The organism is Streptomyces sp. NPDC051987 (assembly GCF_040680735.1).
GTDB lineage: Bacteria > Actinomycetota > Actinomycetes > Streptomycetales > Streptomycetaceae > Streptomyces.
Genome location: NZ_JBFAXI010000003.1, coordinates 201,235 through 213,370 on the forward strand (window position 1 = coordinate 201,235; position 12,136 = coordinate 213,370).

10 protein-coding genes and 1 rRNA gene are annotated in these 12,136 nt (G+C 70.2%); 9 read left to right on the plus strand and 2 right to left on the minus strand.

All coding sequences use genetic code 11. The features are described 5' to 3' along the window. Window positions 1-124: 124 nt before the first annotated feature. From AB0M11_RS02960 to AB0M11_RS02995, 8 genes are all read left to right on the plus strand, one after another. Window positions 125-1,498: a S53 family peptidase gene (locus AB0M11_RS02960; RefSeq protein ID WP_365700661.1), complete on the plus strand. Its 1,374-nt coding sequence runs from the start codon at window positions 125-127 to the stop codon at window positions 1,496-1,498. 423 nt (window positions 1,499-1,921) lie between these two features. After that, complete coding sequence (locus tag AB0M11_RS02965) at window positions 1,922-3,229, plus strand: S53 family peptidase (RefSeq protein ID WP_365700663.1); 1,308 nt, start codon at window positions 1,922-1,924, stop codon at window positions 3,227-3,229. 342 nt (window positions 3,230-3,571) lie between these two features. Continuing rightward, the gene (locus AB0M11_RS02970; RefSeq protein WP_181804900.1) at window positions 3,572-3,880 is read left to right on the plus strand and encodes a hypothetical protein; all 309 of its coding nucleotides are present in this window, start codon (window positions 3,572-3,574) and stop codon (window positions 3,878-3,880) included. Window positions 3,881-4,020: 140 nt separating this feature from the next. Then, complete coding sequence (locus tag AB0M11_RS02975; protein WP_365700665.1) at window positions 4,021-4,854, plus strand: hypothetical protein; 834 nt, start codon at window positions 4,021-4,023, stop codon at window positions 4,852-4,854. Next, entirely contained in the window at window positions 4,844-6,193 is a 1,350-nt protein-coding gene (locus tag AB0M11_RS02980) for a hypothetical protein (RefSeq protein WP_365700667.1), read from the plus strand. The genes AB0M11_RS02975 and AB0M11_RS02980 overlap by 11 nt, the downstream gene beginning before the upstream one ends. Next, on the plus strand, window positions 6,190-7,749 hold the full coding sequence (locus AB0M11_RS02985) for an SCO6880 family protein (RefSeq protein WP_365700669.1): 1,560 nt from the start codon (window positions 6,190-6,192) through the stop codon (window positions 7,747-7,749). The genes AB0M11_RS02980 and AB0M11_RS02985 overlap by 4 nt, the downstream gene beginning before the upstream one ends. Before the next feature lie 14 nt (window positions 7,750-7,763). After that, entirely contained in the window at window positions 7,764-9,179 is a 1,416-nt protein-coding gene (locus tag AB0M11_RS02990; protein WP_365700671.1) for an ATP-binding protein, read from the plus strand. Window positions 9,180-9,191: 12 nt separating this feature from the next. Beyond that, window positions 9,192-10,784, plus strand: a complete 1,593-nt coding sequence (locus tag AB0M11_RS02995; protein ID WP_365700673.1) for a type VI secretion protein — start codon at window positions 9,192-9,194, stop codon at window positions 10,782-10,784. Here the strand turns inward: AB0M11_RS02995 and AB0M11_RS03000 are convergent. Next, window positions 10,781-11,359: a GNAT family N-acetyltransferase gene (locus AB0M11_RS03000; RefSeq protein WP_365700675.1), complete on the minus strand. Its 579-nt coding sequence runs from the start codon at window positions 11,357-11,359 to the stop codon at window positions 10,781-10,783. The two genes, AB0M11_RS02995 and AB0M11_RS03000, sit on opposite strands and share 4 nt — an antisense overlap. 71 nt (window positions 11,360-11,430) lie before the next feature. Between AB0M11_RS03000 and AB0M11_RS03005 the strand changes: the two genes are divergently transcribed. Next, entirely contained in the window at window positions 11,431-11,979 is a 549-nt protein-coding gene (locus tag AB0M11_RS03005; RefSeq protein ID WP_365700677.1) for an isochorismatase family protein, read from the plus strand. Window positions 11,980-12,041: 62 nt separating this feature from the next. Here the strand turns inward: AB0M11_RS03005 and rrf are convergent. Continuing rightward, window positions 12,042-12,136: ribosomal RNA gene (gene rrf / locus AB0M11_RS03010) — 5S ribosomal RNA — on the minus strand; the annotation flags it as partial.

Consider the following 12,136-nt stretch of genomic DNA (forward strand, 5'->3'; position numbering starts at 1 on the left):
TCCCTTGTTGTCGCGTACTCAACAACGGGATGGTTCGTCGCGGGCCGCCGCCCCCACCGGCAACCACACCGGTGGTCCCCCACCCGCAGGCCTCTGTCCCGACCTCTCCCCAGGAGGCAGTACCTTGCGTACGACCACCCCCAACTCCCCCCACATACGCGGCAGATGGCGGCAGCTCGGGTCGGCAGCCGCCGCCACCGCCGCGCTTCTCGCGGCCGGCTTCGGCACCGCGGCCCACGCCAGCGCGGCCACCGCGGCCCCCACCGCGACCCACAAGGTCAGCGCCAAGGCCATCGCCGCTCAGGTCGCCAAGGCCCACGTCCGGTACGAGAAGGCCGGCTGCGGCGCCACCCCGAAGAAGGGCTACGCCGCCTGCGACGCCCTGCGGGTCACCGGCGGCACCACCGCCTTCATGGAGCGGCAGGCCGCCCTCAAGGGCGTCACGCCGAAGACCGTCAAGCCGAACGCCGCCTCCGCCTCCCCCACCGGATACGGCCCGAGCGACATCCAGTCCGCCTACGGCCTGACCGACGCCGCCGCCGCCAACGGCTCGGGCGAGACCGTCGCCATCGTCGACGCCTACGACGACCCGAACGCCGAGGCCGACCTCGCGACCTACCGCTCGTACTACGGCCTGCCGGACTGCACGACCGACAACGGCTGCTTCAAGAAGGTCTCCCAGACCGGCTCCACCACCTCCCTGCCCTCCGCCGACAGCGGCTGGGCCGGCGAGGAGTCCCTCGACCTCGACATGGTCAGCGCGACCTGCCCGAACTGCAACATCCTGCTCGTCGAGGCCAAGTCCGCCTCCGACGCCAACCTGGGCACCGCGGTGAACGAGGCGGTCAAGCTGGGCGCCAAGTTCGTGTCGAACAGCTACGGCGGCTCCGAGTCGTCCTCGGACACGTCCTACGACACCTCGTACTACAAGCACGCGGGCGTGGCCATCACCGCGAGCGCCGGTGACGAGGCCTACGGCGCCGAGTACCCGGCCGCCTCCCGGTACGTGACCGCCGTCGGCGGCACCGCCCTGAAGACCTCCTCCAACAGCCGCGGCTGGACCGAGACCGTCTGGAAGACGTCGAGCACCGAGGGCACCGGCTCCGGCTGCTCCGCCTACGACGCCAAGCCCAGCTGGCAGACCGACGCCAGCTGCTCCAAGCGCATGATCGCCGACGTCTCCGCCGTCGCCGACCCCGCCACCGGCGTCTCCGTCTACGACTCCTACGGCTCCGACGGCACCGGCTGGAACACCTACGGCGGCACCAGCGCCTCCTCGCCGATCATCGCCTCGGTCTACGCCCTCGCCGGCACCCCGGGCAGCAGCGACTACCCGGCCGAGTACCCGTACGCCGCGGCCGGCACCTCCGCCCTCAACGACGTGACGAGCGGCAACAACGGCTCCTGCTCCGTCTCGTACTACTGCACCGCCAAGTCCGGCTACGACGGCCCGACCGGCTGGGGCACCCCCGAGGGGACCGGCGCCTTCACCGGCTGAGCCCCTCGCCGACCGACCTCCCCGTCGGGTCACGGGGAGCCGCCATCGTGAGGGGGACGTGGGGTCCCCTCGGCGGCAGGGAAAGAGAGACGGGCCACGGCAGCCGGCCGTGGCCCGTCTTTCATGTTCCTGGCGACTCCGGTTCCATGCCCTTTGCAACTCCCGTGGAAAACCTGTGAGTTGCGTCAAGCATCCGTCACCCCCAGGACAACGGGCGGCCATCGAAGGGTCACGCGAAGGCCCTGTTCGGCAATGCGGAAGTCAGGATTCCAGCAGCCTCTTGTTGTCACGTACTCAACAAAGGATTCTCTTCGCGGGCCGCCGCCCCGCCGCCGGGGAACCCGTACCGACGGCGCACGCACCAGATCGCACCCGCACCGCCCCTGTTCCCACCCCAGTACCGGAACTCAGGAGGCTGCACGTATGCGTTCCACTCCCCCCAACAGACCGTCCGCCCGCCGCGGCCTGCGCCGCATCGGCGCCGCCGCGGCGGCCACGGCCGCGCTGGTGTTCGCCGGCTTCGGCACCGCCGTCCAGGCCGACGCGGCACCGTCGGTCTCCTCGAAGGTGACCTACACCGCGACCCCCTGTGCCACCCCCAAGCACAAGGGCGAACTCGCCTGCAACTCCTACCGCGTCACCGGCGGTCTCACCGCCTACCAGAAGCAGCAGGCCGCGAGGACCGGCATCACCCCCAAGGCCGCCGACGCGTCCACCCCCTCCGGCTACAGCCCGGCCAACCTCCGGTCGGCCTACGGCCTGACCTCCGCCGCCGCCTCCAACGGCTCGGGCGAGACCATCGCGATCGTCGACGCGTACAACGACCCGAACGCCGAGTCCGACCTCGCGACCTACCGCTCGTACTACGGCCTCTCCGCCTGCACCACGGCCAACGGCTGTTTCAAGAAGGTCAGCCAGACCGGCTCCACCACCTCGCTGCCCTCCTCCGACTCCGGCTGGTCCGAGGAGATCTCCCTCGACCTCGACATGGCCTCCGCGATCTGCCCGAACTGCAAGATCCTGCTCGTCGAGGCCACCAGCGCCACCATGGCCAACCTCGGCACCGCGGTGAACGAGGCGGTCACCCTGGGCGCGAAGTTCGTGTCCAACAGCTACGGCGGCAGCGAGTCCTCCTCGGACACCTCGTACGACTCCTCGTACTTCAACCACACCGGTGTCGCCATCACCGTCTCCGCCGGTGACTCGGCCTACGGCGCCGAGTACCCGGCCGCCTCCCGCTACGTGACCTCGGTCGGCGGCACCAAGCTGTCCACGTCCTCCACCACCCGCGGCTGGACCGAGACCGTCTGGAAGACGTCGAGCACCGAGGGCACCGGCTCCGGCTGCTCCGCCTACGACGCCAAGCCCAGCTGGCAGACCGACACCAGCTGCACCAAGCGCATGATCTCCGACGTCTCCGCGGTGGCCGACCCGGCGACCGGCGTCTCCGTCTACGACTCCTACGGCGTCACCGCCGGCTGGTACACCTTCGGCGGCACCAGCGTCTCCGCGCCGATCATCGCCGGTGTCTACGCCCTCGCCGGCACCCCGGCCAGCGGCACCTACCCCGCCCAGTACCCGTACGACTACGCGGGCACCTCCGCCCTCAACGACGTGACGAGCGGCAACAACGGCTCCTGCTCCGTCTCGTACTACTGCACCGCCACCACCGGCTACGACGGCCCGACCGGCTGGGGCACCCCCGAGGGCATCACCGCCTTCGCCAACTAGTCAGGCCCGTCCCCCGACGGACCCCACGGGTCGCGGCAACCAGCCGCGGCCCGTTCGTCATGAGAACATCGGGACGGTGGCTGTTCACCCGACTGGCCGTCAAGAACCCCGCCAGGCCGTAAAAGGGGTCAACGACGGAACCACACACAGGTTCCGTCCAGTCCTCATTGCCCGGCGTGACCTGCCGTGATACACAGAGTGACCGTACGATACCTTCGTACGAAACCCGCCAATCAATGACGTCAAGTCGACATACTCCGGCGGCGTTGTCGGCGACAATGATGCGTGACCTCTGCACTCGGCAGAGGCGGAGAGAACTACCCACCAGGGGCGGTGACTTACATGTTCCTTGCGGCCGACAAGGGAGACATCAACACCATCATCGGCGGAATCGCTCCGGACTGGGGGCCTTTCGGCAGCCTGGGCAACGAGGCGAAGACGATGATCCAGGTGGTCATGGCCGTCGCCATCCTGATCTGCCTCGGCATCGCCGTCTGGGGTGCCGCCAAACAGCGCATCGGCGCCACAGCCCTCCGCGACACCTTCAGCGCCGAACAGGGCAAGGGTCTCATCATCGCCGGCCTGACCGGAGTCTTCATCATCGGCTCACTCGGCACCCTGTTCACCATCGTGTACGGCATGGCCGTCTAGCGACTTGCACCTCCCTTTCCCCCGCTCCGAGGTTGCGTTTCCCTGATGTCGAGTCACCACACCGCGCCCGCGCGGGAACCAGCACGGCTACCGTCGTACTGCTACGCGTTCCGGTACGACGTGGAGGGGGAGTACCCGGCATGAGCCTCGGAGACGAGCCCGGATACCCGGAGACCGGCCACACCCGCACCCGACTGCCCGAGGGCGACCCCTACGGCGGCGCCGCCCGCCGCGGCGGCCGCTCCTCCTCCCGCAGCCTGGTCACGGTCGTCGGCGTGGTCGTCCTCCTGATCGCAGCGATCGCCTTCGCGAACAGAGGCGGCAACGACACGTCCTCCAGCGGCAGCGACACCGGCTCCACCACCGACGGCGGCCGGCCGGGCACCTCCGCCACGGCGGCCAGCGGGACCAAGCCGGTCCAGACCAAGAACCAGGGCATCCCGACCGGCTTCGCCCACAGCGAGCAGGGAGCCCAGAGCGCGGCCGCCAACTACGCGACGGCACTGGGCTCCGACGGCATGTTCAACACGGCAAGACGGCACGCCATCGTGCAGACCGTCGCCGACCCCACCGTCGTGACCAGCATGCAGTCCGGCTTCGACAGCGACTACTCGGCCGACTTCCTGAAGAAGGCCGGCCTCACCGCCGACGGCACGGCCCCCCAGGGCAGCACCTTCGTCAGCCGTACCCTGCCGGCCGGCACCACGATCACGGCGTACAGCGACAGCGCCGCCACCGTCGAGGTCTGGTGCAACGGCCTGTTCGGCATGGCGAGCCAGACCTCCACCAACCCCGTGACCAGCAACTGGTTCACCGTCACCATGAAGCTCACCTGGAGCGACGGCGACTGGAAGGTCCTGGAGTCCAGCCAGAGGACCGGCCCCACCCCGGTCAACGGGGACAACCCCGTGTCCGGGTCCGACGAGATCAGCAAGGCGGTCCAGGAATTCGGAGGGTTCACCTATGCCCGCTAGCCAGCACCGCGTGCTCAAGCTGACCGGCCTGGTGGCCTCCGCGCAAGCCTGCGTCGTCCTCCTGGCCACCCGCGCCCTCGCCGCCCCCTCGCCGAGCGCCTCCCCCTCCGTGACGCCGTCCGCCACCCCGAGCAGCAACAACTGCGCGGGCATGACCGGCCCCTCCCTGCAACTCTGCGAGAGCAGCTCCCGCGGCGGCGGCAGCAGCACCACCACCGACCCCCTCACCTCCACCCTCGACCCCCTCACCTCCCTCGGCCAGGGGTGTGCCAAGGCCGCCTCGTGGACCATCGACAAGCTCAGCGGCGCCGTCAAGGAGACCGCCAACGTCGACTTCACCAACGAGAAGTTCCTCCAGCAGTACGCCGTGGTCTTCGCCGCGTCCACGATCCTCACCCTCCTGCTGTGGCTGCTGGCCGTGGCGAAGCGGGCGGTGCGCGGGGTCCCCCTGAGCACGGCCATCTCCGAAGCCGTCGGGTTCCTCTGGCTCACCGTCCTGGCCTCCGCCTTCACCCCCCTGATCCTCTACACCGTCGTCTCCGCCACCGACGGCGTCTCCGACGTCCTCGCCAAGACCACCGGCGACCAGACCAACACGTTCTTCGGCACCTTCTCCGGCGCCCTCGACAAGGGCACGGACATCGGCGGCGGCCCCATCATGCTGATCGTCGTCTCCCTGGTCAGCATCCTCGCCGCCGGCGTCCTCTGGCTGGAGCTCGTCATCCGGGCCGCCCTGCTCTACGTCGGCGCCCTCCTCGGCACCGTCGTCTACGCCGGCCTCGTCGACAAGAACCTGTGGGGCCACGTCCGCCGCTGGGCCGGCATCATGATCGCCGTCATCCTCGTCAAGCCGGTCATCGTGATAGTGCTCGGCCTCGCCGGCGCCCTGTCCTCCGACGGCGGCCCCGACGCCTTCTCCGCCGTCGTCTCCGGCCTCGCCATCATCCTGCTCGCCATCTTCGCCAGCGCGATGATCTACCGCTTCGTCCCCGGCTTCGGCGACGAGATCGCGGCCGGCCGCAGCAACCGCATCATGCAGGGCGCCGAAGGCAAGGCCGCCGCCGTCATCAGCAGCCCCGCCAACCTCGTCGCCCAGGGCATCAGAACCCACAGCGCCCGCGCCGACAACAACGGCGGGGGCGGTGGGGGCGGCGCCTCCGCCGCCCGCCCGGCCAACCCCGCCTCGGGCGGCGTCGCCGCGCACAGTACGCGCACCTCGACCGGTGGTGGCGGCGGAACTGTCCCCTCCGCCGCCCCCGCGCCCCGCGCGCCCAGCCCGGCGAACACCCCGCATGCCAGCAACACCCGCAACAACAGCTCGGGAGGTGAAGGGCGTTGACGACAGAGTCCCACCTGTCCCATCCGATCACGCCCCGCCGTACGTATCTCATCGGCCGCGCCCGGCCGAACGCGATCATCGGCAGGAACCGTGAGTCCGGCGAGATCGCGCTCATCATCGTGGGCGCGTTCCTCGGCATGATGTGCGGGCTCCTCGTCCCGATCCTCTCCCTCAGGATCGTGCTGCTCATGGGCTTCCCGCTGATCGCGCTGGCCGCGGTCTACGTGCCCTACAAGCGCCGCACCTTCTACAAGTGGTTCGAGATCAACCGCAGTTACAAGCGGAACCTGCGCAACGGCACCGCCTACCGCTCCGCCGCCGCCGAGGCCGGCACCCGCCTCGACGGCCGCGAGGTCGAGATCGGCCCGCCGCCCGGCATCGGCCGCATCACCTGGCTCGCCGCGCCCTTCGGCCCCGACGAGATCGCCGTACTCCTGCACGCCGACCGCAAGACGGTGACGGCGGCCATCGAGATCGAGGGCCCCGGCGTCGGCCTGCGGGACTCCGAGGACCAGGAAGCCCTCGTCGACCGGTTCGGCACCCTCCTCAAGCACGTGGCCAACGGCGACGGCTTCGTCACCCGCCTCCAGATGCTCGCCCGCACCCTGCCCGCCGACCCCGACGCCCACGCCAAGGACGTCGCCCAGCGCGGCGACGACAAGGCCCCGGACTGGCTGGCCCGCTCCTACGACCAGCTCCAGTCCATGGTCTCCACCAGCAGCGAGCAGCACCGCGCCTACCTCGTCGCCTGCATGCACTACTCCCGCGAACTGGCCTCCGAGGCCCAGGCGATGGCCCGCGCGGCCCGCCCCCAGGCCGGCCGCAAGCTGGACCGCGACGCCGGCCTCGCGGTCGTCATGGCCCGCGAGCTCACCGACATCTGCTCCCGCCTCCAGGAAGCGGACATCCGCGTCCGCCAGCCCCTCGGCCAGGGCCGCCTGGCGTCGCTGATCCACTCCATGTACGACCCGGACCACCCCATCGACCACATCCAGGCGATGACCCAGCGCAACGCCTGGCCTGCCGAACTGGACGCCATGGAGCCCACCTACCTCCAGGCGAAGACCCGCGAGTCCGCCACCCGCGAGCCCTGGTGCCACGCCACGGCCTGGGTGAAGGAATGGCCGATGACCCCGGTCGGCGTCAACTTCCTGGCCCCGCTCCTGGTCCACACCCCGGACGTCATCCGCACCGTCGCCGTCACCATGGATCTCGAACCCACCGAGGTCGCCATCGAGCGGATGCTCACCGAGAAGACCAACGACGAGGCGGAGGCGTCCCGAGCCGCCAAGATGAACCGGACCGTCGACCCCCGCGACATCGCCGCCCACACCCGCCTCGACCAGCGCGGCGAGGACCTGGCCAGCGGCGCCGCCGGCGTCAACCTCGTCGGCTACATCACGGTCTCCTCCCGCACCCCGGAAGCCCTCAACCGCGACAAGCGCACGATAAGGGCGTCCGCCGGAAAGTCGTACCTGAAGCTGGAGTGGTGCGACCGCGAGCACCACCGCGCCTTCGTGAACACACTGCCCTTCGCCACCGGAATCCGAAGGTAGAGGCTGATGCGCTGATGAGGGACCCGCTGTCCGTCCTCACCGAAGCCTTCACGTCCTTCCTCTTCGGGAAGGTCGAGACGACCCGCTCCCCGGTCCGCACCTCCACCGGCCAGGCCCAGGCGGTCTACCTCCCCACGGCCGCGCCCGGCCTCGGCGACTCGGGCGTGATCATCGGCCGCGAGGTGTACTCCGGCAAGGGCTACATCTACGACCCCTTCCAGCTCTACGGCCAGCAACTCCCCGCCCCGCACTGGCTCGTCCTCGGCGAGTCCGGCAACGGCAAGTCCGCCCTGGAGAAGACCTACGTCCTGCGCCAGCTCCGCTTCCGCGACCGCCAGGTCGTCGTCCTGGACGCCCAGGGCGAGGACGGCGTCGGCGAGTGGAACCTCATCGCGGAGGAGCTGGGGATAACCCCCATCCGGCTCGACCCGATGGCGGCCCTGGACCACGGCATCCGCCTCAACCCGCTGGACCCGGCGATCACCACCACCGGCCAGCTGGCGCTGCTGCGCACCATCATCGAGGTCGCGATGGGCCACGGCCTCGACGAACGCTCCGGCTTCGCCCTCAAGGTCGCCCACTCCTACGTCAACGAGACGATCCTCGACCGCCAACCCGTCCTGACGGACATCGTCGAGCAGCTACGGCACCCCGAACCGGAGTCGGCCGAGGCGATGAACGTCGCCATAGACGACGTGCGCGCCTGGGGCCTGGACGTCGCCCTGGTCCTGGACCGCCTGGTCGACGGTGACCTGCGCGGCATGTTCGACGGCCCGACCACGGTCGGCATCGACCTCGACGCCCCGCTGATCGTCTTCGACCTCTCCCACATCGACCGCAACTCCATCGCCATGCCGATCCTGATGGCGATCGTCGGCGTGTGGCTGGAGCACACCTGGATCCGCCCCGACCGCAAGAAGCGCATCTTCCTGGTCGAGGAGGCCTGGCACATCATCGCCAGCCCGTTCGTGGCCCAGTTGTTCCAGCGGCTGCTGAAGTTCGGCCGACGGCTCGGACTGTCCTTCGTGGCGGTGGTGCACCACCTGTCCGACGTCGTGGACGGGGCAGCGGCCAAGGAAGCGGCCGCCATTCTGAAGATGGCGTCGACGAGGACGGTCTACGCCCAGAAGGCGGACGAGGCACGGGCGACGGGCCGCGTGCTGGGCCTGCCCCGCTGGGCGGTCGAGATCATCCCGACCCTCACCCCCGGTATCGCCGTCTGGGACGTCAACGGCAACGTCCAGGTGGTCAAGCACCTGGTCACCGAGACCGAACGCCCGCTCGTCTTCACCGACCGCGCGATGACCGAGTCCTCCAGCGACGTCATGGCCGAGGACGACGCCCTCCTCGCCGCCGAACTGGAGGCGGAGCGGCGGGCGGCGGCCTTCGTGGAGCAGCACCTCGGCGACTCCGAATCGACGGTGGCGTAGGGAGGACCGTCCGTGAGACCGGACCCTCGGCAGGAACGCGACCAGCAGGGCGGCGGGATTCCCGACGGCCTGCTGATCGGCATACTCGTGTTCCTGCTCGGCATCACCATCCTGGTGTGGACGGCGACGGGTCTGGCGGCCTGGTTCGCCCACGGCAGCTGGCCGTCGACCGTCACCCTCTCCCACACCCCGCTCGCGATGCGCCATCTCATCGGCGCCCCGCACGACATCGCGGGCGCCTGGCCGGACACACCGGCGGCCCGGCTGGCGGGCTGGGGGCTGTTCTGGGGCCTGTTCATCGGCCAGCTGATGATCCTGCTCGTCCTCACCGTCTTCCTGCTGGGCACGGTGGCCCGCTGGCGGGCCGGGCGGCGCCGGAGACGCGCGGGGACCCTGCCGGACCCCCACACCGAACGGGAGCCGGTCCAGGACGCCCCCCGGTCGGCCCTTCAGCAGCCCTATCTCCAGCCCCCGCTCCAGGTCTCTCACGAAGCCCTTCACCAGACCCCGCCGCAGGCCACTCCCCAGGCCCCGCTCCAGGCCCCGCTCCAGAAGTCTTTCCAGGAGCCGGCGATCCCGGCCGGGAGCCCGGCGGCCTCCGTGGAACAGACCCCCGGGGAGCACACCCTCGCGGAGCTCGCGGACATCCGCCCCGCCGCCGCAGACGACCGGCTGGGCAACTGGACCAGGATCCACGTCGCGCCGCGCGAAAGCCGACAGGCCACCGCGGTCCAGGCGATCCAGGACGCGCTCGGCCCGGCCCTCGTCGTCACCTCGAACGCCACCCTCTGGGCGGAGACGAAGGACGCCCGAGCCAAACTCGGCCCCGTCCTCCTCTACGACCCGAACCACCTCTGCGACACCCCCGCCCGCTTCCACTGGTCCCCCACGGCCCACTGCGAGGACAAGCAGACCGCGATCCGGCGCGCCCACGCCCTCCTCACCCCGGTCAGGCCCACCGCCAAGATCGACCAGACGGTCTCCGACACGGCCGAGACCCTCCTGCGCAGCTACCTGCACGCGGCCGCCCTGGAGAACCGCACGATCCGTCACGTCCACCGCTGGGCCCAGGGCACCGGCGTCCAGGACGCCGTACGAACCCTGCGCACCCACCCCAAGGCGGCCCCCGGCGCCGCCGGCGAGCTGGAGGCAGCCCTCACGTCCCACCCCGAACGCCGGGACATCGCCCAGGAGCTGACGGCACGGGCGCTCGCCGCCCTCTTCACCGTCAACGTCCGCGAGGCCTGCACACCCAACCGATCCGATGCCCTCGCCCTGGATTCCTTCGTCGCCGAAGGGGGCACGCTTTATGTGGTCGGTGAATCCATCGAGGACCCCAGGACCAACCCGGGCGCGATGCCCCTCCTGACAGCTCTCGCCTCCAGCGTGGTCGAGCACGGCCGGCGCATGGCCGAACGGTCATCCTCCGGTCGGCTCGACCCACCACTGACCCTGGTCCTGGACGACGTGGCGGCCGTGGCCCCGCTCCCCCAGCTCCCCGACCTGCTGGCCACCGGCCCCGACCTGGGCCTGCCGGCCCTCGCCCTGCTCCGCTCCCACGAACAGGCCCGCTCCCGCTGGCCGCACCGGGAACTGCCGGTCTAGGCCGGCCACTCCAGGACGAACTCGATCTCGTCCTGTGCCTCGTCCTTGGAGAACGGCACGACCACCCCGCTCGGCGCGAACCCCGCCTTGCGATAGGCCCCCTGGGCCCGCAGGTTGTCCGCGTGCACCAGCAGCCGCATGCGCTCCGCACCGCGCTGCCGCGCCCACTCCGCACCGGCGTCGAACAACGCCTTCACCAACCCGCTCCCCCGGTGCTCGGGCCGGACGAACACGCCCACGACATGTCCCTGTCGGCGCTCGACCGGGAACCCCGCCCAGTCCGTCGTCCCGGCCTCCTCGATCAGCACGGTCACCGTCCCGGCCCACTCCCCGTCCGCCGCCACCGCGACGAACTGCCGGGCTCCGCTCGGCTCCTCGGCCGACCGCGCCGCCCGCTCCTGGTAGAAGGAGTCCGGCCGTCCCAGCGCATCGTCGTAGCTCTCCAGGAACGCGATGTCCGCCACCGGGTCCTTCAACGCGACGAGCCGCAACCGCTTGGCTGCCTCCCACTCGTCGGCCCGTATCGCCCGGATCTCGTAATCACCGCTGGTCGTAGCACTGGTCGTAGCACTCATGCGGCCACGCTAGCGCGGGCCGGCCGACGCTCTCACCTGGTTTGTCAGTGCCACCGTCTACGGTGAGCGCCATGACAACTCTGCCGAACCGCCCGAACACCGCCCTGTTGATCGTGGACGTGCAGAACGGAGTGGTGGACGGCTCCCACAACCGCGACGAGGTCATCGCCAATATCAACGCGCTGCTCGCCAAGGCCCGTTCCGAGGCGGTCCCGGTCGTCTGGATCCAGCACTCCAGCGACGAGCTGAAGCCCGACAGCGCCCCCTGGCGCTATGTCCCGGAGCTGATCCGCGAAGCAGCCGAGCCCCTCGTCCACAAGCGCTACGGCGACTCCTTCGAGGAGACCGAACTGGAGACCGTGCTCGCGGAACGCGGCGTGGGCCGTGTGGTCGTCACCGGCGCCCAGACCGATGCCTGCATCCGCTCCACGCTGCACGGCGCGATAGTCCGCGGCTACGACGCCACGCTGGTCGCCGACGCCCACACCACGGAGGACCTCTCCCCGTACGGGGCGCCGGCCCCGGACCAGGTCATCTCGCACACGAACCTCTACTGGAACTGGCAGGAGGCGCCAGGTCGAAAGGGCGGCACGGTGAAAACGGCGGACATCACGTTCTGAGGAACACGCACCAACGCGAAAGAGCCCCACACCGTGAGGTGTGGGGCTCTTTCTCAATATTTGTTCGGCGGCGTCCTACTCTCCCACAGGGTCCCCCCTGCAGTACCATCGGCGCTGTAAGGCTTAGCTTCCGGGTTCGGAATGTAACCGGGCGTTT

Coding starts and splice junctions, on each gene's coding strand:
- AB0M11_RS02965 (WP_365700663.1), top strand. CDS start 1,922: ATGCGTTCCACTCCCCCCAACAGACCGTCCGCCCGCCGCGGCCTGCGC.
- AB0M11_RS02970 (WP_181804900.1), top strand. CDS start 3,572: ATGTTCCTTGCGGCCGACAAGGGAGACATCAACACCATCATCGGCGGA.
- AB0M11_RS02975 (WP_365700665.1), top strand. CDS start 4,021: ATGAGCCTCGGAGACGAGCCCGGATACCCGGAGACCGGCCACACCCGC.
- AB0M11_RS02980 (WP_365700667.1), top strand. CDS start 4,844: ATGCCCGCTAGCCAGCACCGCGTGCTCAAGCTGACCGGCCTGGTGGCC.
- AB0M11_RS02990 (WP_365700671.1), top strand. CDS start 7,764: ATGAGGGACCCGCTGTCCGTCCTCACCGAAGCCTTCACGTCCTTCCTC.
- AB0M11_RS03000 (WP_365700675.1), bottom strand. CDS start 11,359: ATGAGTGCTACGACCAGTGCTACGACCAGCGGTGATTACGAGATCCGG.
- AB0M11_RS03005 (WP_365700677.1), top strand. CDS start 11,431: ATGACAACTCTGCCGAACCGCCCGAACACCGCCCTGTTGATCGTGGAC.